The sequence below is a fragment of the Microbacterium fluvii genome (genome assembly GCF_025515205.1).
In the GTDB taxonomy this organism is placed as follows: domain Bacteria; phylum Actinomycetota; class Actinomycetes; order Actinomycetales; family Microbacteriaceae; genus Microbacterium; species Microbacterium fluvii.
In genome coordinates this window covers 215105-235589 of record NZ_JAOPFX010000002.1, presented here as the reverse complement: position 1 = coordinate 235589, position 20485 = coordinate 215105, and the positions used below count along the sequence as shown (strand labels likewise).

At 71.5% G+C, this 20485-nt stretch carries 19 protein-coding genes; 10 read left to right on the top strand and 9 right to left on the bottom strand.

The features are described from left to right. Nucleotides 1-58 precede the first annotated feature (58 nt). Nucleotides 59-667 carry a TetR/AcrR family transcriptional regulator gene (locus tag OAW74_RS09775; protein ID WP_262874172.1) on the bottom strand — a complete coding sequence of 203 codons (609 nt, stop codon included), beginning with the start codon at nt 665-667 and terminating at the stop codon, nt 59-61. Between the two features lie 146 nt (nt 668-813). Here OAW74_RS09775 and OAW74_RS09770 point away from each other — a divergent pair, with 146 nt between their 5' ends. Together OAW74_RS09770 and purU are read left to right on the top strand one after the other, a co-directional pair. Continuing rightward, nucleotides 814-2454 carry an MFS transporter gene (locus tag OAW74_RS09770; RefSeq protein WP_262874171.1) on the top strand — a complete coding sequence of 547 codons (1641 nt, stop codon included), beginning with the start codon at nt 814-816 and terminating at the stop codon, nt 2452-2454. 77 nt (nt 2455-2531) lie between these two features. After that, nucleotides 2532-3404 (top strand): formyltetrahydrofolate deformylase, encoded by an 873-nt coding sequence (gene purU / locus OAW74_RS09765; RefSeq protein ID WP_262874170.1) that lies wholly within the window; start codon nt 2532-2534, stop codon nt 3402-3404. A gap of 106 nt (nt 3405-3510) precedes the next feature. On the opposite strand, the gene OAW74_RS09760 is transcribed toward purU, so the two are convergent. From OAW74_RS09760 to OAW74_RS09745, 4 genes are all read right to left on the bottom strand, one after another. Further along, nucleotides 3511-4716, bottom strand: a complete 1206-nt coding sequence (locus OAW74_RS09760) for an MFS transporter (protein WP_262874169.1) — start codon at nt 4714-4716, stop codon at nt 3511-3513. A 25-nt stretch (nt 4717-4741) separates the two neighbouring features. After that, on the bottom strand, nt 4742-5665 hold the full coding sequence (locus OAW74_RS09755) for a serine hydrolase (protein WP_262874168.1): 924 nt from the start codon (nt 5663-5665) through the stop codon (nt 4742-4744). Nucleotides 5666-5733: 68 nt separating this feature from the next. Further along, nucleotides 5734-7698: a M13 family metallopeptidase gene (locus OAW74_RS09750; RefSeq protein WP_262874167.1), complete on the bottom strand. Its 1965-nt coding sequence runs from the start codon at nt 7696-7698 to the stop codon at nt 5734-5736. Between the two features lie 49 nt (nt 7699-7747). Further along, nucleotides 7748-9541, bottom strand: coding sequence for a lipase family protein (locus OAW74_RS09745; RefSeq protein WP_262874166.1), 1794 nt, complete (start codon nt 9539-9541; stop codon nt 7748-7750). A gap of 70 nt (nt 9542-9611) precedes the next feature. Here OAW74_RS09745 and OAW74_RS09740 point away from each other — a divergent pair, with 70 nt between their 5' ends. Further along, nucleotides 9612-10931: an MATE family efflux transporter gene (locus tag OAW74_RS09740; RefSeq protein WP_262874165.1), complete on the top strand. Its 1320-nt coding sequence runs from the start codon at nt 9612-9614 to the stop codon at nt 10929-10931. 24 nt (nt 10932-10955) lie between these two features. Here the strand turns inward: OAW74_RS09740 and OAW74_RS09735 are convergent, their stop codons facing one another. Next, nucleotides 10956-11597, bottom strand: coding sequence for a TrmH family RNA methyltransferase (locus OAW74_RS09735; RefSeq protein ID WP_262874164.1), 642 nt, complete (start codon nt 11595-11597; stop codon nt 10956-10958). Between the two features lie 248 nt (nt 11598-11845). Here OAW74_RS09735 and OAW74_RS09730 point away from each other — a divergent pair, with 248 nt between their 5' ends. Continuing rightward, a complete protein-coding gene (locus OAW74_RS09730) occupies nt 11846-13105 on the top strand; it encodes an Nramp family divalent metal transporter (protein ID WP_378733768.1) in 1260 nt (419 codons plus the stop codon). A gap of 9 nt (nt 13106-13114) precedes the next feature. Then, nucleotides 13115-13753 carry a metal-dependent transcriptional regulator gene (locus OAW74_RS09725; protein ID WP_262874163.1) on the top strand — a complete coding sequence of 213 codons (639 nt, stop codon included), beginning with the start codon at nt 13115-13117 and terminating at the stop codon, nt 13751-13753. 21 nt (nt 13754-13774) lie between these two features. Here the strand turns inward: OAW74_RS09725 and OAW74_RS09720 are convergent, their stop codons facing one another. Continuing rightward, the gene (locus tag OAW74_RS09720) at nt 13775-14431 is read right to left on the bottom strand and encodes a VIT1/CCC1 transporter family protein (protein WP_262874162.1); all 657 of its coding nucleotides are present in this window, start codon (nt 14429-14431) and stop codon (nt 13775-13777) included. A 29-nt stretch (nt 14432-14460) separates the two neighbouring features. Then, nucleotides 14461-15441: an SDR family NAD(P)-dependent oxidoreductase gene (locus tag OAW74_RS09715; RefSeq protein WP_262874161.1), complete on the bottom strand. Its 981-nt coding sequence runs from the start codon at nt 15439-15441 to the stop codon at nt 14461-14463. Between the two features lie 41 nt (nt 15442-15482). On the opposite strand from OAW74_RS09715, the gene OAW74_RS09710 reads away from it, so the two are divergent. From OAW74_RS09710 to OAW74_RS09700, 3 genes are read left to right on the top strand one after another with little or no spacing between them, the layout of a single operon-like run. Then, complete coding sequence (locus OAW74_RS09710) at nt 15483-16295, top strand: HAD-IIA family hydrolase (RefSeq protein ID WP_262874160.1); 813 nt, start codon at nt 15483-15485, stop codon at nt 16293-16295. After that, on the top strand, nt 16292-16441 hold the full coding sequence (locus OAW74_RS09705; RefSeq protein WP_262874159.1) for a hypothetical protein: 150 nt from the start codon (nt 16292-16294) through the stop codon (nt 16439-16441). The genes OAW74_RS09710 and OAW74_RS09705 overlap by 4 nt, the downstream gene beginning before the upstream one ends. A 36-nt stretch (nt 16442-16477) precedes the next feature. Continuing rightward, a complete protein-coding gene (locus OAW74_RS09700) occupies nt 16478-16660 on the top strand; it encodes a hypothetical protein (RefSeq protein WP_262874158.1) in 183 nt (60 codons plus the stop codon). Nucleotides 16661-16779: 119 nt separating this feature from the next. Here OAW74_RS09700 and pyrE read toward each other — a convergent pair whose 3' ends face one another. After that, nucleotides 16780-17358: an orotate phosphoribosyltransferase gene (gene pyrE / locus OAW74_RS09695; protein WP_262874157.1), complete on the bottom strand. Its 579-nt coding sequence runs from the start codon at nt 17356-17358 to the stop codon at nt 16780-16782. Nucleotides 17359-17522: 164 nt separating this feature from the next. Between pyrE and OAW74_RS09690 the strand changes: the two genes are divergently transcribed. Further along, entirely contained in the window at nt 17523-19064 is a 1542-nt protein-coding gene (locus tag OAW74_RS09690) for a Re/Si-specific NAD(P)(+) transhydrogenase subunit alpha (RefSeq protein WP_262874463.1), read from the top strand. Next, nucleotides 19061-20476 (top strand): Re/Si-specific NAD(P)(+) transhydrogenase subunit beta, encoded by a 1416-nt coding sequence (pntB, locus tag OAW74_RS09685; RefSeq protein WP_262874156.1) that lies wholly within the window; start codon nt 19061-19063, stop codon nt 20474-20476. The genes OAW74_RS09690 and pntB overlap by 4 nt, the downstream gene beginning before the upstream one ends. The last annotated feature ends 9 nt before the right edge of the window (nt 20477-20485 follow it).

Genomic DNA, 20485 nt, shown 5'->3' with positions numbered 1-20485 from the left:
GGATGCGGAAACAACCTGTCTCAGCCGCATCACCTGATCTCGGCCCGGGGCGCCGAGCTCAGTCGCCCAAGAGTGCGACCCAGGCGTCGACGAGCACCGCGAAGCGGACGTCGGAGTCGACCGGCCACTCGTGGGTCATCCAGTTCAGCGCCGTGCGGTCGAGCATGCCCACGGCGAGGTCGCCGCGCACGTGTCGGCCCTCGGGGTCGAAGCGCCCCGCCTGCGTGAGGCCCTCGGCGATGTCGTCGGCGACCTCGTCGAACCAGGCGTGGAACACCTCGCGCAGCTCACCGTCGACCGCGGCGGCCTCGGTGGCGGCCAGGATGTAGGGCCGGATCGCCGGCCACCGCGAGGCCTGCGCACGCAGCCACGGGCCGAGCGCGTCGGCGGTGCCGATGCGCACGGCTTCGACCAGGCCCACGGCTGTCGAGCCGTGGTCGGCCGACTCGCTGCGCTCGAGCAGCTCGTTGAGCTCGTCGATGAGGGCCCGCATGATCTCGCGCCGCGACGGGAAGTGCGCGTAGAACGTGACCCGGGTCGTGCCGGCGGCTCCGGCGATCTCGTCGATCGTGGTCGCCGAATACCCCTGCTTCTCGAACAGCTCCAACGCCGTCGAGAGCAGTCGCTTGCGGGTGAGCTCCTTCTGAGCGACACGCAGACTCGCCATGCACGCCACCCTATCCGCCGTCGCACGCACTCCGATCGTTCGGCATACCTTGCGCATACTCACTTGACATTCTGTAAATGCAAGTCCACTCTGTTGCAGTGCGGTCGAAGACGCCGCCCCACCCGAGACAGGACGAAGGAGTCCACGTGACCACTCACGACGCCCCCGCGAAATCGCGGGTCTCCGCGACGTTCGCGACGGCCTACATCGCCGTCGCCCTCGCACAGCTCATCAACGCTCTGCCCGGCGCGCTCAACGGCACCTTCCAGGCCGAGTTCCACACCGAGGGCTCGCAGCTGGTGTGGATCACGGCGATGTTCATGATCCCGCTGGTCGTGTTCGAGCTCACCTTCGGCGTGCTCGGCGACATGTTCGGCCGCAAGCGCCTGCTGCAGATCGGCGGGCTGCTGGCGGCCGCCGGCGCCGTCACGGCGTCGCTCGCGCCGACCGTGCAGTGGATGTGGGCGGCGCAGGCCCTCAACGGCCTGGGCGCCGGCATCCTCTTCCCGATCTCGCTCGCGATGATCGCCGCGATCACCCCCGACCACCACGCCCGGGCCAAGGCGATCGCGGCGTGGGCCGGGTTCCTCTCGCTCGGCGCGGCGATCTCGCCGCTGCTGGCGGGGCTCACGGCGCAGTTCGGCTCGTGGCGCTGGTCGTACGCCATCTCGGCGGTCGCGGCCCTCGTCGTCGTGCTCGTCAGCGCCCGCGCCATCGACTCGTCGGCCCCCGAGGGCCGCGCGCTCGACATCCCGGGCCAGATCACGTTCGCGCTGGGCCTGACCGCCGTGCTGTTCGCGACCGTGCAGGGCGCCGAGACGGGCTGGGGCGAGCCCTACATCATCGGCGCCTATGTGCTCGGCGCCGTGCTGCTGGTGGCGTTCGTGCTCATCGAGCGCAAGGCGGCCTCGCCCCTCATCCACCTGAGCCTGTTCCGCAACCGCGCGTTCTCGATCGCCGGCATCGTCGCGGTCGTGGGCATGTTCGCCTTCCTCGCGATCTGCTTCGCCACGAGCATCTGGATCGGCGGCCTCCAGCAGCAGGAGCCCATCTTCATCGGCATCCTGTTCCTGTTCATCCAGGGTCCGGCGTTCGTGCTCATTCCGCTGGTGTCGTACCTCATCCGCCACGTCTCGCCGCGCTGGGTGCTCACGATCGGCTTCGCCGTCATGGCGATCGGCGGCTTCATCCTGTCGACCTTCGACGTGGCGAACCAGGACTGGACGCGCTTCATCGTGCCGCTGCTGCTCGTGGGCATCGGCTTCGCCTTCACGATGGGCTCGATCACCGCCGTGGCGATCAACACCGTGCCGCTGCACTACGCGGGCATGGCCTCCGCCACGACCAACCTGCTGCGCGACCTCGGCTTCGCCCTCGGCCCCGTGCTGGGCGGCGCGATCGCCTTCAGCGTGGCGGGGTCGACCTTCGGCCAGGCCTTCCCCGCCGTCGCCTCGGGTGCCGGCATGCCCGACGAGGCGATCGCCCAGCTCTCGCACGTGCCGCCGCTCGCGTTCCTGTCGAGCCCTGACATCCAGGCGGCCCTCCCGCAGGACGGCATCGGCCAGATCCTCGGCCTCGCCGTCGGCGCCCTCGGCAGCGGCTTCTCGCTCGTCTACCTGGTCTCGGCGATCTGCGCGGCAGCCGCCGCCCTGCTGACCCTCGTCGGCCTCCGCGGCACGCACACCGACGCTCCCCTCACCGAAGACGAGGTGGCGGAGATCCCCGAGGCGAACGCCGAGGCGGCGGCGGATGCTGTCGCCCCTGCGGGCGGCACGCCCCAGGCGTAGGCCGAAGCCGGTTCACCCTGCGGTCGCGGACGCAGGGTGAACCGGCTTCGGGCCCCGGCCCTGACAGAATCGAAGGCATGCCCGCCCTGCATCTGCTCCCGGAACACGCCTGTCTCATCGTGCACGGCACCGACTCCCCCGGGATCGTCGCGGCCGTCTCGGCGATGATCACGCGCATCGGGGGCAACATCGTCGCCTTCGATCAGTACTCCGACGACCCGGTGGGCGGTGCGTACTTCCAGCGGGTCGTGTTCCATCGCCCCGGCTTCGCGGCGGCGCGGCCCGAGATCGAGGCCGAGATCACGCAGACGCTCTCGGCCTTCGAGCTGGAGTGGTCGCTGACCGACCAGTCGGTGCCCAAGCGCATGGCCATCCTCGCCTCGAAGCAGGACCACTGCCTGCTCGACCTGCTGTGGCGCCACCGCCGCGGCGACCTCCCGGTGTCGATCTCGATGGTGATCTCGAACCACACCGCGACGGCCGAAGACGTGCGCAGCTTCGGCGTGCCGTTCTTCCACGTCCCCTCGGTCGCCGGCCCCGACAAGGCGGCGTCGGAGGCCGAGATCCTGCGACTGCTCAAAGGCAACGTCGACTTCGTCGTGCTGGCGCGCTACATGCAGATCCTCAGCGGCGACTTCCTCGCCGAGCTCGGCGTGCCGGTGATCAACATCCACCACTCGTTCCTGCCGGCCTTCATCGGCGCCGAGCCCTACAAGAAGGCCAAGGAGCGCGGCGTCAAGCTCATCGGAGCGACGAGCCACTACGTCACCGACGACCTCGACGAGGGCCCGATCATCGAGCAGGACACCGTGCGCGTGACCCACGCCGACACCGCCGGCGAGCTCGCCCGGCGCGGCGCCGACGTCGAGCGCCAGGTGCTCTCGCGGGCCGTGCTGTGGCACGCGCAGGACCGCGTGATCCGCCACGGCAACCACACGATCGTCTTTTGACGCGTCGCGGCTCAATGCCGCGCAGCGGCGCTGATGCGCGGCGGGTCAAGGTTGAGCGAGACGCCGCAGGCGCCGAGTCGAAACCGCTCGCGCCCGGCCTGCACCCTCACCCCACCCGCGCCCGGCCGTCCAGCATCCGCGCGACGACGACTCCTGCGCCCAGGAACAGCAGCGTCGCCGCCAGCACGAGCAGCAGCGGCCACACCCACGTGGCGGTCCACTCGTGGAGGGCACCCAGCAGCAGAGGACCGAGGCCGGCCACGGCGTAGCCGACGCCCTGCACGATGCCCGAGCGGCCGGCGGTGGTGTGCTGATCGTCGCGGAACGCGTTGATCATGATGAAGACGAGGGTGATGCCGGCGCCCTGGGCGACGCCGCCGATCGCGCACCAGGCGAACCAGCCGGCGGGTGCGAGAAGGAAGCCGAGGGGCACCGTGAGCCAGGCAAGGCCGGTGCACGTCACCGCGAGCCTGAGCGAGGTGCGCGTGGTCAGCTGCGGCAGCAGGAGGCTGCCGGCGATGCCGGCGACCTGGAAGATCGCCGCGATCGCCCCGGCGGCCGCCGCGGTGAAGCCCTGGTCGCCGAGGATCGTCGGCAGCCACGCGGTGGCCGAATAGAACGCGAACGCCTGGCCGGCGAAGGCCGCCGCCAGCAGCCACGTGGCCGCATCGCGGGCGGCCGACGGCGCGTCGGATTCGCGCGAGGGTCGAGGCCCGCGGCGCGGCACGAGGGCGAGGCGCAGTCCGCGCAGCGGAATCCACACCGCGACGGCGCCGAGCCCGAATGCCGCCCACACGAGGATCGCCGTGCGCCAGCCGACCTGCGCGGCCAGCGGCGCCGTGGCCAGGGTGACCGTCATGGTGCCGACGTTGAACGCCGACGTGTAGACGCCCGTCATGGTGTGCGCCCGTCGCGTGTCGTACTCCCGCGCCACGAGGATCGGCACGACGACGTTGCCGATCGTGAGGAAGGCGCCCAGGATCGCGGTGCCGGCCACGGCTGCCGCGATGCCGCCCGATGAGCGCACGATGCAGCCGACCACGGCCCCCGCCATCGCGAGGGTGAGGGCGAAGTCGGGGCCGCCTCGGCGGATGATGCCGACGGCGAACGGCGTGCACACGGCGAAGCAGAGGATCGGGATGCTGGTGAGCAGCCCCACCGTGCCGGCACCCACTCCGAGGTCGGCGCCGATGTCGCCCGCGACCGGTGCGACCGCGACGAAGGGTGCGCGCAGCATCCCCGCCGTCAGCACGATCACGACCGTGAGCCACCACAGCGACCGCACCGGGGGGAGGGATCTGGGCGCGGTCACCGCCCCACGCTATCCCCCCGCCGACTCAGAACACGTACTCCATCAGTTCGACGCCCAGCGTGCGGAATGCGTCGTGGGCACGGGAGCGATGCATGATCGACAGATCGTCGAAGCACACGATGAGCGCGTAGGCCACACCGGCCCTGGGCCCCGCGAGCACTCCCGCCTCGACGCGCACTCCCGTGTCGCGCCCCGTCTTGTTGACGAACAGCAGACCGTGATCGTCGTCGTCGTGCGCGAACGGGTCGAGCCCGGTGGCCGAGGCGACCAGCGAGAGGTCGTGGTTCAGGCTCAGCCACTCGGCGACCTGGGCGCTGACGGCCGGCGACACGGCGGTGGAGTTCACCAGCGCCGCGAACAGATCGGCGAGCTCGCGGGCCGAGCTCAGCGCGACCTGGGGTGCATCGTCGGGCCCGCGCTCGTCGCGGAACGCGTCGATCAGCGCCGTGCGCTCGAGTCCGAGCTTCTCGATGCGCGCCCGCACCGCCTCGAGCCCGACCTTGCCGATGAGGGCGTTGGCCGCGAGCGCGTCGCCCGCCGATGCCGCCAGCACGGCCAGATCGACCACGGGCAGCGCCGGCGCCTTGAGGTGCTGCCACACCCCCGACACGGCGACCGCCCCGACGTCGGCGCGGTCGACGATCTCGAGCGGGTCGAGGCCGCCCGCCTCGATCTGGGCGGCGACTTCGACCAGCAGCGGCACGAGCCCGAGACCCGCGACCGGAAGCGTGACGTGGTCGTCGCCCGCGAGAACCGGGGTGCCACGGTCGAGATCGATCACCCGCACCGACACATTCGCGCCCGACTGGGCGAGGGTGTCGAGCGCCTTCATCGTGGCGGTGAACGAGCGCTTCTCGGCCGCCGCGCGCCGCGACACCCGGCGTTTGCCCCCTCGGCGCAGCTCCCGAGGCGCGGCGGTGTCCCTGGCGGGCTCGGGGGGCGTGCCCATCGGCGCACTTCCTTCCGATGAGGGGTGGGGTGGGGGTGTGTTCGGTTGTGATGCGGATGCTGCGGCGATCACCAGATGGTGACGCGCTCCGCGTGGTCGAGCCAGAGCTCATCGCCCTCCACGACCCCGAAGGCGTCGTAGAACGCGTCGATGTTGCGCACGATCTGGTTGCAGCGGAATTCGTTGGGCGAGTGCGGGTCGATCGTCAGCAGCCGGATGGTCTCGGCGTCGCGTCCCTTCTGCTGCCAGATCTGACCCCAGCTCAGCAGCAGCCGCTGCACGCCGGTGTACCCGTCGAGCGCGGGCGCCGCGTCGTCGCCCAGCGACAGCGCGTACGCCTTCAGCGCGATGCCGAGCCCGCCGAGGTCGCCGATGTTCTCGCCGATCGTGAGCGCGCCGTTGACGTGGTTCTCTTCGGCCAGGCCCCGCGGCACGAGCGCGTCGTACTGGGCGATGAGGCTCTTGGTGCGCTCCTCGAAGGCGGCGCGGTCGTCGTCGGTCCACCAGTCGCGCAGCGACCCGTCGCCGTCGAACCGGCTGCCCTGGTCGTCGAAGCCGTGGCCGATCTCGTGGCCGATCACGGCGCCGATGCCGCCGTAGTTGGCTGCCGCATCGCGCTCCGCATCGAAGAAGGGGTACTGCAGGATCGCCGCAGGGAAGACGATCTCGTTCATCAGCGGGTTGTAGTAGGCGTTGACGGTCTGCGGCGTCATGAACCACTCGTCGCGGTCGACGGGCTCGCCCACCTTGCCGAGCTGCCGGTCGTGCTCGTGCACGTGCGCGCGGCGCACATTGCCGATGAGGTCGGTCGCGTCGATCTCGAGGCCGCTGTAGTCCTTCCACTTCACCGGGTAGCCGATCTTCGGCGTGAAGGCCTCGAGCTTGGCCAGGGCCCGCTCGCGGGTGGCGGGGCTCATCCACTCGAGGGTCGTGATCGACTGCCGATAGGCCTCGATGAGGTTCGCGACCAGTTCGTCCATCGCCTCTTTGGCCGCCGGCGGGAAGTGCCGCTCGACGTAGACCCGGCCGATGGCCTCGCCCATCGCGGCCTCGGCCAGACCCACGCCGCGCTTCCAGCGCTCGCGGTTGACCGGCACGCCGGTGAGCTGCGTGCCGTAGAACGAGAAGTTCTCGTCGACGAACGGCTCGGAGAGGAAGGCGGCGGCGGCATGCACGACGGCCAGGCGCAGCCACGCCTTCCAGTCGTCGAGGCGCTCCTCGACCAGCAGGGCCCCCAGTCCCTCGACGAACGAGGGCTGGTAGACGTTGACGACTCCGAACGCGTCGGGGTGGCCGGGGGCGACGCCGTCGAGCCACGGCTGGAGGTCGCGGCCGACCAGTGCGACGAAGTCGGCCCACTCGGTGAGGTTGTAGGTGGCGACGGCGTCGCGGCTGCGCACGTTGTCCCAGTGATGGGTGGCCAGCTCCGTCTCGAGCGCGAACACCCGGTCGGCGGAGGCGGCAGCATCCGCGATGCCGGCGAGGTCGAGGATGCGCTCGACGTGTGCGCGGAAGGCCGTGCGGGTCGCTTCGAAGCTCTCGAGCCGGTAATAGCTCTCGTCGGGCAGCGACAGGCCGCCCTGCAGGACGAAGGGCACGTAGCGGGTCGGATCGCCCGGGTCGGGCTCGACGTAGAGGCCGAACAGGCCCCGCACGCCCTCGCGCTCGAGGTCGCCGACGGTGCGCAGCAGGTCGTCGACCGACGCGATGGCGTCGACCTTGGCGAGCTGATCGGCCAGCGGTGCCGCACCCTGCTCTTCGATGCGCGCGGTGTCCATGAAGCTCGAGTACAGATCGCCGATCTTGCGCGCCTCGGTGCCGGCCTCGGCCTCCTGCGACTCCTCGACGATGGCCCGCACGTCGCGCTCGGCCTGCTCGGCGATGAGGTGGAACGACCCCCAGCGCGCCTTGTCGTCGGGGATCTCGGTCCGCTCCAGCCACGCGCCGTTGACGTGGCGGAAGAGGTCGTCCTGGGGGCGGATCTCGGCGCTCAGCTCATCGAGCGCGAGACCGGAGCGCAGCGCATCGGTCATGGCATCCAGAATAAGCACCACGGCGACGTGCGGATGCTGGGAGTCGGGCTCACTCGTCGGTGCGCGTGCACTCGGTGCCGGCCTGTTCGCCGTCGAACCGGGCGTGCGTCCAGGCGAAGAGATCCTCGATCAGCGGCGAATAGCCCTCCATGATCTGGGCGTGCTCGTAGCCGGCATAGAGGTGATAGTCGACGGTCTGCCCCGCGGCGCACATGCGCGCGACCGAGGCGTTCTGGGTGGCGGCCGAGATGACGCTGTCGGCGGCGCCCTGGCCGACGAAGACGGGGGCCGCGACCCACGCCGGCGGAGTGTTCTCTTCGAGGTCTTCGCCCAGCGCCCCCTCGGTGGGGTCTTCGGCGAAGATGTCGGGGTCGCGGCTCATGCCCAGTGACGCGAGCACCGAGACGACGGTGCCAGGGTCGGTGAGGCAGCGCTGGGCCATCGCCCGCACGATCGTGGTCGCCCCTGGGCGGATGTATTCGCCGTAGGTGACGTCGGGGTAGATCTGCGAGAACGCGGCGAAGGCGAACGAGGCGAAGATGCTGCCGCCGGTGACGTCGGTCACGTTCTCGACGAGGCCGACCGGGTCGGCGGCGGGGGCGAGCGCAGCAACGCCGCGCACCCAGACCTGCGGCGCGTAGGCGCCCGCGACCGCGCCGGTCCACAGTGCCGCACCGCCGCCCTGCGAGTGGCCCCACACGACGGTGCTGCGGCTGAGCCGGGCGTCGTCGAGCTCCCACGCCGCGCGCACCGCGTCGAGCGAGGCGTGCGCGCTCGGCTCGCCCATGAGGTACGGATGCGGCCCCTCGGTGCCGAGGCCGATGTAGTCGGGGGCCACGACCGCCCACCCCTCGGCGATCACCTTCTTGAGGATGTACATGGTGCCCGACCAGAACGGCCGCGACTGCAGCGACGGCGCGCAGTGCTGGGCGAAACCGGTGGTGCCGTGGTTCCAGTCGACGACCGGCCAGCGCTCGTCGCCCTCTGGCACCACGACCAGCGCACTGGCCACCCGGATCTCGTCGTCGACGCCGGTCGTCGTGTAGAGGATGCGCCAGCCGCGCGCACCCATCGGCACATCGCGGGTGAACTCCTCGGCGCGCACGAGATGGCCCGCCGTGTCGGGGATGTCCCGGGGCGCGGCATAGAACTCGTCGACGACCGTCGAGCCCTCGCGCAGCGGCATCGTGACCACGGCGGTCGCCACGGCGGCGGCCACCGACACGAGAGCGAGCGCCGTGCGTCCCCACCGGTGCGGGGCGGCGGGCGCATCGTCTGCGCGGCGCACCCTGCGCGTGCGCACCGCCTTCCACAGATCGGTGATCCCCTGCATGATGAGCCAGCCGCCGAAGACGACGGCGACCACCAGCAGCGTGATGTCGGGCCAGAACAGCGCGAGCACGCCGAAGATCAGGCCCGTGACGCCGAAGGCCGCATCGGCGATGCGTGCGTCCCAGCCCTTGCCACGGCGGAAGGCCGCCGCGACCGTGAGCAGTCCGCTGATCAGCAGCAGCACGCCGGTGAGCCCCGCCACGATCCGCACCGTGAGGGCGGGCCACAGCAGCACGAAGGTGCCGGCGGCGAACCACGCGAACGCCAGGGGGATCTGCCACCAGCGCCGCTCGGCGTCGTCGTCGGCCCTGCCCGTGAGATCGAGCACGCCGGTGAGGATCATGCCGCCGCCCAGCAGCAGGGCGAGGGTGTCGAGCGCGGAGGTCGGCCGGATCACGATGACCGCGCCGAGCACGATCGCCACGATCGCCACGGCGATGCGCATCCAACCGGGCAGGCGCGCGTGCAGCCGCCCGAGCGGGAAGCGGCTCAAGAAGCCGGTGCGTGCCATCGATCAAGGGTAGGCCCGGTCGGGTTGCACGCCGGCCACGGGGTCGTCGGCCGGCCGTAGGCTCGGGGGCATGCCCGCCCCGACGCTCAACCGCGAGATCCTGCGCCTGGCGGTTCCCGCGCTCGGGGCGCTCGTGGCCGAGCCCCTGTTCCTCATCGTCGACTCGGCGCTCGTGGGCCACCTCGGCATCGTGCCGCTCGCGGGCCTGGGCATCGCCTCGGCGGTGCTGCAGACGATCGTCGGGCTCATGGTGTTCCTCGCCTACTCGACGACTCCGGCCGTCGCTCGGCGCTTCGGCGCGGGCGAGAAGGGCGATGCGGTCTCGGTGGGCATCGACGGCATGTGGCTCGCCGTGCTCATCGGCGCGGTGCTCGCCGCCGCGGGCGCTCTGCTCTCACCGGCCATCGTCGGCCTGTTCGGCGCATCCGACGCCGTCGCCGAGCAGGCGCGCATCTACCTCGAGCTGTCGATGTGGGGGCTGCCGGCGATGCTCATCGTCTTCGCGGCGACGGGTCTGCTGCGCGGCATGCAGGACACTGTGACGCCGCTGTGGATCGCGGGGCTCGGGTTCGCCGCCAATGCCCTGCTGAACTGGCTGTTCATCTACGGCTTCGGCTGGGGGATCGCCGGCTCCGCCCTCGGCACCGTCGTCGCGCAGTGGGGCATGGTGGCCGCGTACGTCGTCGTGGTGGGGCGCCTCGCCCGCACGCATGCGGCATCCGTCCTCCCCCAGCGCGAGGGCGTTCGGGGCTCGGCGCGCTCGGGCGGCTGGCTGTTCCTGCGCACGGTGTCGCTGCGGGCGGCGCTCCTGGCCACGGTCGCCGTGGCGACGCTGCTCGACACCGACGAGCTCGCCGGCTGGCAGGTCGCCTTCACGATCTTCTCCACCGCCGCCTTCGCCCTCGACGCCCTCGCCATCGCGGCACAGGCGCTCATCGGGCGGGGCCTCGGCGCAGCCGACGAGACGTTCGTGCGCCGCGTGCTCGGGCGCACGGTGGCATGGGGCGCGTGGTTCGGGGTGATCGTCGGAGGCGCCATCGCGGCGCTGTCGGGCGTGATCGGACTCGTGTTCACGGGGGATGCGGCGGTCGCGGCGCTCGTGCAGCCGGCCCTCGTCGTGCTCGCCGTCGCCCAGCCGGTGTGCGGCGTCGTCTTCGTGCTCGACGGTGTGCTGATGGGCGCGGGCGACGCGCGCTACCTCGCAATCGCCGGCGGCCTCAACCTCGTGCCGTTCGTGCCGGCCCTCATCGCGATCGAGATGCTGCACCCCACCGGCGCGGCGGGGCTCGCGTGGCTGGCCGTCGCCTTCTTCGGCGTCTACATGCTCGCCAGGCTCGCGACCCTCGGCTGGCGCGTGCGGGGGGCCGCCTGGCTCACCGTCGGGGGCTGATCCTCAGCGGCGGCGGCTCGTACATCACGCCCAGCGGCGGCACCACTCGTACATCACGACGGCCGCCGCCGCGCTCGCGTTGATCGAGCGCGTCGAGCCGTACTGCGTGATCTCGACCGCGGCGGATGCTGCCGCCAGCGCCTCGGCCGAGAGCCCCGGCCCCTCCTGCCCGAACAGCAGCACGCAGCGCTCGGGGAGCTCGGCGGTGTCGACCGGCGCCGACCCCGGCACGTTGTCGACCGCGATGACCGGGAGTGCGGCATCCGTCGCCCACGCCGCGAACGCCGCGACGTCGTCGTGGTGACGCACGTGCTGGTAGCGGTCGGTGACCATCGCGCCGCGGCGGTTCCAGCGGCGCTTGCCGATGATGTGCACCTCGGCGGCGCCGAACGCGTTGGCGCTGCGCACGATCGAGCCGATGTTCATGTCGTGCTGCCAGTTCTCGATCGCGACGTGGAACGCGTGCCGGTGCTCGTCGAGGTCGGCCACGATCGCCGCCATGGTCCAGTAGCGGTAGCGGTCGACGACGTTGCGGCGGTCGCCGTGCTCGAGCAGCTCGGGGTCGAATCTCTCGTCGTCGGGCCACTCCTCGCGGCCGCCAGGCCACGGCCCGACCCCCACCGGCAGCTGCGGCTCGGCGTTCACCTCGGGGTCGGCTGCACTCACCGCCTCAGGCTACCCAGCCGCCCGCGGGGAGCGCCCTCCCCGCCGAGCTTCAGTCGTCACATACGGCGACCCCAGGCGAAGCGAAGCCACCGTATGTGACGACTGAACGCAGGGGTCGCCGGTTCAGTCGTCACATACGGCGACGTGAACCCGCGAGAGGTCACCGTATGTGACGACCGAAGCAGGGCCGCCCAGCCGCCCGGCGGTCAGGGGTTTTCGGCGTGCCGAAAACAGGCTAAGGTTTCGGTGTGCCGAAAACAGCGATCGACGACGACGTGAGACCCGCCGCAGCCCCGACCGTGCGGGGCACCCGCCTCGCGTGGCTGCTCGGGCCCGCGCTGGTCGCCGGAGTCGCCTACCTCGACCCCGGCAACGTCGCGAGCAACATGACCGCGGGCGCGCGCTACGGCTACCTGCTCGTGTGGGTGGTCGTGCTCGGCAACACCATGGCGTGGCTCATCCAGTACCTCTCGGCCAAGCTCGGCATCGTCACCGGCCAGAGCCTTCCCGAAGTGCTCGGTGAGCGCCTGCGCAACCGCTGGGGCCGCCGCGCCTACTGGCTGCAGGCCGAGCTCGTGGCGATGGCCACCGACATCGCCGAGGTCATCGGCGGCGCGGTCGCCCTGCACCTGCTGTTCGGCGTCCCGCTCGTGTGGGGAGGCGCGATCACCGGCGCCGTGTCGATCGTGCTGCTGCTCATCCAGTCGCGTCGCGGGCCTCGGGCCTTCGAGTTCGTCATCATCGGGATGCTGGCGATCATCGCCGTCGGCTTCGTCTTCGGCGTGTTCGTGGTGCCGCCCGACCCGGCAGGCGTCGCGGGCGGCCTCGTGCCGCGCTTCGAGGGCGCCGATTCGGTGCTGCTGGCAGCATCCATCCTCGGCGCGACGATCATGCCGCACGCGATCTATGCGCACTCCGCGCTCAGCCGCGACCGGTTCCGCGACCGCACGCACGACACGAAGCGGCTGCTGCGTGCGACCAAGTGGGACGTCACGATCGCCCTCGCGATCGCCGGCACGGTGAACCTGTGCATCCTGCTGCTGGCGGCGGCCGCCCTCGCCGGAGTGCCCGGCACCGACAGCCTCGAGGGCGCCTACGCGGCCCTGCGCGACGGCATCGGCCCGCTCGTGGCGACCCTCTTCGCGGTCGGGCTGCTCGCGAGCGGCCTGGCGTCGACCGCCGTCGGCGCCTACGCGGGCGCCGAGATCATGCACGGCCTGCTCGAGGTGCGCATCCCCCTGCTCGCCCGGCGCCTCATCACGCTCGTCCCCGCCCTCGTGATCCTCGCGATCGGGGTCGACCCGACGTTCGCGCTGATCCTCAGTCAGGTCGTGCTGAGCTTCGGCATCCCCTTCGCCCTCGTGCCGCTGGTCGTGCTCACGGCGCAGCGACGCACCCTCGGGCGGCATCGCAACCGCATCGGCACCACGGTGGCGGGGGTGGCGGCATCCGTCTTCCTCATCACCCTCAACGTCGTGCTCATCTGGCTGGTCGCGACCGGCGGGTAGCCTTGGCGGATGCCGCACTCGGTCGCGATCGACGACTACCTCAAGACGATCTACCACCACACCGAGTGGCAGACGCAGCCGATCACGCCGTCTCAGCTGGCCGCCGAGCTCTCGCTGGCTCCCTCGAGCGTCACCGAGATGGTGCAGAAGCTCGCCGCGCAGGGTCTGGTGACCCACCGCCCGTACGGGCCGATCCGCCTGAGCGAAGCCGGCGAGGAGCGCGCGGCGGCCATCATCCGCCGCCACCGGCTCATCGAGACGTGGCTCGTGCACGAGTTCGGCTACGCGTGGGACGAAGTGCACGACGAGGCCGAGGTGCTCGAGCACGCGCTCAGCGACCGGCTGCTGGCGCGCATCGACGAGCGGCTGGGGCATCCGCGGTTCGATCCGCACGGCGACGCGATCCCCGACGCAGGTGGGCATGTGCACCGCGAGGACTTCGTGCTGCTCGCGGCGGCGCCCGCCGGGCACACCGGCCGCGTGCTGCGGGTGAGCGACCGCGACCCCGATCTGCTGCGCGCCGTCGAGGCGGCCGGCGTCGCCGTCGGCGCGCCGGTGACCGTGACGGATGCCGCCACCCTGCGCATCGGCGAGTCCGAGGTCGCCCTCCCTCCGGAGGCGGCCCACGCCGTGTGGCTCACCGCCTGAGCGCCTGTCAGTGAGGCCGGCTCAGAAGAACACGAGGCCCGCGAGGTAGCTCACGCCCATCGTGCCCAGGCCCACCGCGAGGCTGCGCAGCAGCATCCGCAATGCCGAGAACCTGCCGACGCCGGCCGCGACGAGCGAGGTGAGCGAGAGCGAGACGATGACGGCGACCACGATCGCCCAGGTCTCGATGGCGACCGGCGCGAAGTAGGTGATGAGCACGGGGACTGCGGCGCCGATCATGAAGGCGAGCGCCGTCTCGACACCCGCCCACCACGGGGCGCTGGGGGCGAGGATCTCTTCCAGGCCGTGCTCGGCGTCGAGTTGGGCGGCGAGGGCGTCGCGTGCCGTGAGCTCGGCGGCGACCTCGCGCGCGAGCGACGGCGAGAGGCCGCGACCCGCCCAATAGGCGGTGAGCTCGGCCAGCTCGCCCTCGGGGTCCGCGGCCAGCTCCGCGGCCTCCTGGCGGGCCACCGCGAGCTGGCCCTCGCGCTCGGCGGCCGTCTCGGCCCATTTCGCGCCGCCGGCGCTGAGCCCGCCGGCGAGCATCGCGGCGGTGGCGGCGAACAGCAGCAGCCGGTCGCTCGCGCCGGCCCCCGCGAAGCCCTGCAGCAGACCGGCGGTCGCGATGATGCCGTCGTTGGCGTCGATCGCCCACGACGTCTCGCGAAGGCGACGCACCGCGCGATGCCACAGCGAACCCTCGCCGCTCATCGGCGGCTGAACCACCAGCGCCGCAGACTCGGCCGCGCCGCCTTGTCGAGGCGCCACTTGACCTGGGTGGTCTGCTCGGCGTCCTGCCAGAGTCGCTCCGCCACGTCGCGGTCGCGCGTGATGCGGGAGGGATGCACGCGCTTCGGCTCGCCCTTGACGACGAACCGCGGCCCGTAGACGTCGCCGCCGCGCGCGGCCGGATCGGTGAGCGCGCGCACCGGCGCCCACGCTCCGCGCGCCTTGGACTGCGCGATGGGGGTGAGCAGGCTGTCGGTGAAGCGCTTGGCCGAGGTCGGCTCGTTGACACCGGCGACGCCGGCGGTGCGTCCCCCGATCGAGAAGCCGGGGTGGGCGACGATGCTCGACACCGGCACTCCGGCCGCGCCGAGGCGCCGCGCGGCCTCCAGCCCCAGGGCGGTCGTCGCGACCTTCGACTGCACGTAGGCGCGCCAGGGCGTGTAGCCGTCGACCAGCTGCGGGTCGACGGGATCGTACGGGGTGAGCGAGGTCGACATGCTGCCCAGCCACACCATGCGCCCGAGGCCCGCCGCCAACGGCAGCAGCAGCTCGCCGGCCAGGGCGAAGTGGCCGAGCACGTTGGTGGCGTAGACCAGCTCGTTGCCGTCGGCGGTCGTCTGGCGGTGCGCGGGAGGGTGCACGATCCCGGCGTTCAGGAGCAGCCCGTCGAGGCGCTTGCGACCGCGCAGAGTCGCGGCGGCCGCGCGCACCGAGCCGAGGTTGCTGGTGTCGAGCAGCAGCGTGTCGACGGCGCCCCGGTCGGCCGCGCCCGGCACGCGGCGATGCACGGCGGCGCGGGCGGCGGCCACCCGCAGCGGGTTGCGGCCCGTCATCACGACGTGGGCGCCGGCGCGCACCAGCTGCTCGCTCGCGAAATAGCCGAGGCCGGCGTTGGCACCGGTGACGACATAGGTACGCCCGTTCAGGTCGGGCAGCAGGTCGGGATCCCACGCGGGCACGCACCGAGCCTAGAACCCCGCCCAGCGGATACGCTGACCACATGCGGACCTCAGCCGACATCGAATGCTGGCTCACCGACATGGACGGCGTGCTCGTGCACGAGAACCGGCCGATCCCGGGGGCCGCGGAGCTGCTCGCGCAGTGGCGCGACACGGGAACCCCGTTCCTCGTGCTCACCAACAACCCGATCTTCACGCCCCGCGATCTGAGCGCACGCCTCGCCCGCTCCGGGCTGGATGTGCCGGAGGAGCGCATCTGGACGTCGGCGCTGGCCACAGCCGAGTTCTTGAAGTCGCAGCATCCTGGGGGCACGGCGTTCGTCATCGGCGAGGCGGGGCTGACGACGGCGCTCTACGAGGCCGGCTACGTCATGACCGAGACGCAGCCCGACTACGTCGTGGTCGGCGAGACCCGGCAGTACTCCTTCGAGGCGATCACCAAGGCGATCCGCTTCATCAACGCCGGCGCCCGCTTCATCATCACCAACCCCGACGCCACCGGCCCGACCCCGAGCGGCGTCGTGCCGGCGACCGGATCGTTCGCCGCCCTCATCACGCACGCGACCGGCAAGACGCCGTATGTCGTCGGCAAGCCGAACCCGATGATGTTCCGCTCGGCCCTCAACCGCATCGGCGCCCACTCCGAGAACACCGGCATGATCGGCGACCGCATGGACACCGATGTCGTCGCCGGCATCGAGGCGGGCCTGCACACGGTGCTCGTGCTCACCGGCATCAGCGACCGCGCCGAGATCGAGCGCTACCCGTTCCGCCCCGACGAGATCCTCGACTCCGTGGCCGATCTCGTCTCGCCCGAGCCGGTCGAGTCCGAGCTGCCCGAGGGGCTGGAGTGAACGCCCTTCGATACGCGATGCAGGGCATCGCTACTCAGGAACCACAGACCCTGCTGCTGGTCGCGGTGCTGCTGATGACCGCGACCGCCCTCGTGCTCACGATCGTGCAGTACGTGAAGCGCTACGGCCGCAATCGCGACGAGTGAGCGGATGCCGCATCCGCCCCGAAAGGACGTACTGACGTGTCGATCGTGCTCGCCCTGACGGGCCTGGCTCTGCTGCTGGTGGCCCTCGTGATGTTCGTGCGCACCTCGAAAACCGCTTCGGAGCACGGCGCCACCACCAACCGCCGCGCCATCGTGGTGCTCACGCTGCTCGGGCTGGCCCTCGGGCTCGCCTCGCAGCTTCCCGCATTCCGCGGCTGATCCTCGCCCGAAGCGAGGACTTCTCGCGTAGCGAGGGCCGGATCCGGCAGAAACCTCCTCGCCTGGCGCGATCTCCTCGCCTCACGCGAGGGCGGACGACGTGGGGCGGATGCTGCCGCCTACTGCGGCGCGAGCCCCAGGTCGTCGAGGTCGATCGCGGCGAGCCACTGCAGGCCCTCGGCCTCGACGGCGGCCTGCGCGCCGGTCTTGCGGTCGACGATGACGGCGACGGCGACCGGCTCCGCGCCCTCGCGGCGCAGCGCCTCGACGGCCTTGAGCGCCGACTGGCCGGTGGTCGAGGTGTCTTCGACCACGACGACGCGCTTGCCGACGACATCGGCACCCTCGACCTGGCGGCCGCGGCCGTGGTCCTTGGGCTCCTTGCGCACGACGAACGCGTCGAGGGGCGCGTCGGTGCGGGCCGACTCGTGCATGACGGCGTTGGCGATGGGGTCGGCACCGAGAGTGAGCCCGCCGACGGCGACGATGCCGTCGATCCCGCGCACGAGGTCGAGCATGATGCGACCGATCGCCGGCGCCGCGCGGTGGTCGAGGGTGAGCTTGCGCATGTCGACGTAGTACGACGCCTTCTTCCCGCTGGACAGCGTGAAGTCGCCGTGGAAGACGGCCTCGGCCTTGATCAGGGCGATGAGCCCCTGGCGGTCGGCTTCGAGTTCGGGCGTGGAGGCGGCGGTCATGGGTTCGAGTCTACGGACGGCGCCTGATCATCTCTGACGCAAGAAGGGGTGTTCTTTCGACCACCCGCCGCGTAAAGAAAGGGGCGGGCGTGCACTCTTCCGACAGAATGACCACCGATGGCGACCCCGATGCGGGCGCCGTCGCCACGACGACAGGAGCACCCATGAGCCTCATCGGCATCGTCGCCGAACCCGACGGCGAGACCCGCGTCGCCGGCACCCCCGACACCGTCGCCAAGCTGATCGCGCTCGGCTACGACGTCGTCGTCGAGCACGGTGCGGGCGCGGAGTCGGCGTTTCCCGACGCGGCGTACGAGACCGCCGGAGCGATGCTCGGGGCGCGCGATCAGGCGTGGGGCGCCGACATCGTCTTCACGATCACGCCGCCGACCGCCGCCGAGATCGCACTCCTGCGCGACGGCGCGACGCTCGTCGGGATGCTGAGCCCCGCCCTCAAGCCCGAGCTCACGGCGTCGCTGGCCACCCGCGGCATCACCGCGCTGTCGATGGACGCCGTGCCGCGGATCTCGCGCGCCCAGTCGATGGATGTGCTGAGCTCCATGGCCAACATCTCGGGCTACCGCGCGGTCGTCGAGGCCGCGAACGAGTTCGGCCGCTTCTTCACCGGCCAGGTGACGGCGGCGGGCAAGGTGCCGCCGGCCAAGGTGCTCGTCGCGGGGGCCGGTGTGGCGGGGCTCGCCGCCATCGGCGCGGCATCGAGCCTCGGCGCCGTCGTGCGCGCCACCGATCCGCGGCCCGAGGTCGCCGACCAGGTCGCCTCGATCGGCGGCGAGTACCTGCCGGTCGACGTCGAGGTCGCGGCCTCCACCGACGGCTACGCCAAGGCCACGAGCGCCGCCTACGACCAGCGCGCCGCCGAGATCTACTCCGAGCAGGCCGCCGACGTCGACATCATCATCACGACGGCCCTCATTCCAGGGCGCCCCGCGCCGAAGCTCATCACGGCGGCCGACGTCGCGAACATGAAGCCCGGCTCGGTGATCGTCGACATGGCCGCAGCTCAAGGCGGCAACGTCGCGGGCACCGTCGCGGGGCAGCGCACCGTGACCGCCAACGGCGTCGTGATCCTCGGCTACACCGACCTCGCGGGGCGCCTGCCCGCCCAGGCGTCGCAGCTCTACGGCACGAACGTGCTCAACCTGATGAAGCTGCTCACCCCCGGCAAGGACGGTGAGCTCGTGCTCGACTTCGACGACGTCGTGCAGCGCTCGGCGACCGTCGTGCGCGACGGCGCCGTCACGTGGCCGCCGCCGCCGGTGCAGGTGTCGGCGGCACCCGCCGCGAAGCCGGCGGCCACCGCATCCGTCGCCGCGAAGCCGATCCCGAAGCCCTCGCCGATCCGCAGCGGCGGGCTGATCCTCGCCGGCATCGTCGCGCTGTTCCTCGTGTGCGCGTTCGCGCCCGCGCCGCTCCCCCAGCACTTCCTCGTGCTGACCCTGTCGATCGTCGTCGGCTTCTACGTCATCGGGCATGTGGCGCACGCGCTGCACACGCCGCTCATGAGCGTCACCAACGCGATCAGCGGCATCATCGTGGTCGGCGCGATGGTGCAGATCACGACGCCCGACCTCGCCGTGCAGATCCTCGCCGCGATCGCGGTGCTGCTGGCATCCATCAACATCTTCGGCGGGTTCGCCGTGACCAGGCGCATGCTCGCCATGTTCCAGAAGGGCGACCGCCAGTGACCTCCCTCGCCCTGGCGACCTCTGTCGCCGCCGCCGCCTACGTCGTCGCGGCCCTGCTGTTCATCCTGTCGCTCGCGGGCCTCTCGAAGCACGAGACGAGCCGCCGCGGCGTGCTCTACGGCATCCTCGGCATGGCGATCGCCCTCGTCGCGACCGTGTGGCTCACCGCGGCGAGCGCGTGGGGCGAGCCGCAGGCCGCCCTGGGGCTCACGCTGCTCGTGGTCGCCGTGCTCGTCGGCGGCGCGATCGGGCTGTGGCGGGCGCGCGTGGTCGAGATGACCGGCATGCCCGAGCTCATCGCGGTGCTGCACTCGTTCGTGGGCCTCGCCGCCGTGCTCGTCGGCTGGAACGGCGCCCTCTACGACACGGGGCTGACCGGCTCGCTGAACGACATCCACCACGCCGAGGTGTTCATCGGCGTCTTCATCGGCGGCGTGACCTTCACGGGCTCGATCGTGGCGTTCCTCAAGCTCTCGGCGCGCATGTCGTCGAAGCCCCTCGTGCTGCCCGGGAAGAACGTGCTCAACGTCGGGGCCCTCGTCGCGTTCCTCGTGCTGACGGTCTGGTACGTCATCACGCCGTCGATCTGGCTGCTCGTGGTCGTCACGGTGCTCGCCCTCGCCCTCGGCTGGCACCTGGTCGCCTCGATCGGCGGCGGCGACATGCCCGTGGTCGTCTCGATGCTCAACAGCTACTCGGGCTGGGCGGCCGCGGCGGCCGGCTTCCTCCTCAACAACGACCTGCTGATCGTCACGGGCGCGCTCGTGGGCTCCTCCGGTGCGTACCTGTCGTACATCATGTGCAAGGCGATGAACCGGTCGTTCCTCTCGGTGATCGCCGGCGGCTTCGGCATCGAGGCGCCGCGCAAAGACGGCGAGGAAGACCTCGGCGAGCACCGCGAGGTCGACGCCGCGACCGTCGCCGAGATGCTCGCGGGAGCGTCGTCGGTTATCATCACGCCGGGCTACGGCATGGCGGTCGCCCAGGCCCAGCACGGCGTCGCCGACCTCGTGCACAAGCTCCGCGAGCGCGGCGTCGAGGTGCGGTTCGGCATCCATCCCGTCGCAGGCCGCCTCCCCGGTCACATGAACGTGCTGCTGGCCGAGGCCAAGGTGCCCTACGACATCGTGCTCGAGATGGACGAGATCAACGACGACTTCGCCGGCACCGACGTCGTGCTCGTGATCGGCGCCAACGACACCGTCAACCCCGCTGCCGCCGAAGACCCCTCGTCGCCGATCGCCGGCATGCCGGTGCTGCGGGTGTGGGAAGCCGAGAACGTCATCGTCTTCAAGCGATCGATGGCCTCCGGGTATGCGGGCGTGCAGAACCCGCTGTTCTTCCGCGACAACGCGCAGATGCTCTTCGGCGACGCCAAGGAGCGGGTGGAGGACATCCTGCGGGCCCTGTAGCCCCCGCAG

Excerpts from the sequence above, each read along its gene's own strand:
- OAW74_RS09775 (WP_262874172.1), bottom strand. The coding sequence starts at position 667 with ATGGCGAGTCTGCGTGTCGCTCAGAAGGAGCTCACCCGCAAGCGACTG.
- purU (WP_262874170.1), top strand. The coding sequence starts at position 2,532 with ATGCCCGCCCTGCATCTGCTCCCGGAACACGCCTGTCTCATCGTGCAC.
- OAW74_RS09755 (WP_262874168.1), bottom strand. The coding sequence starts at position 5,665 with ATGGGCACGCCCCCCGAGCCCGCCAGGGACACCGCCGCGCCTCGGGAG.
- OAW74_RS09750 (WP_262874167.1), bottom strand. The coding sequence starts at position 7,698 with ATGACCGATGCGCTGCGCTCCGGTCTCGCGCTCGATGAGCTGAGCGCC.
- OAW74_RS09745 (WP_262874166.1), bottom strand. The coding sequence starts at position 9,541 with ATGGCACGCACCGGCTTCTTGAGCCGCTTCCCGCTCGGGCGGCTGCAC.
- OAW74_RS09740 (WP_262874165.1), top strand. The coding sequence starts at position 9,612 with ATGCCCGCCCCGACGCTCAACCGCGAGATCCTGCGCCTGGCGGTTCCC.
- OAW74_RS09725 (WP_262874163.1), top strand. The coding sequence starts at position 13,115 with ATGCCGCACTCGGTCGCGATCGACGACTACCTCAAGACGATCTACCAC.
- OAW74_RS09710 (WP_262874160.1), top strand. The coding sequence starts at position 15,483 with ATGCGGACCTCAGCCGACATCGAATGCTGGCTCACCGACATGGACGGC.
- pyrE (WP_262874157.1), bottom strand. The coding sequence starts at position 17,358 with ATGACCGCCGCCTCCACGCCCGAACTCGAAGCCGACCGCCAGGGGCTC.
- OAW74_RS09690 (WP_262874463.1), top strand. The coding sequence starts at position 17,523 with ATGAGCCTCATCGGCATCGTCGCCGAACCCGACGGCGAGACCCGCGTC.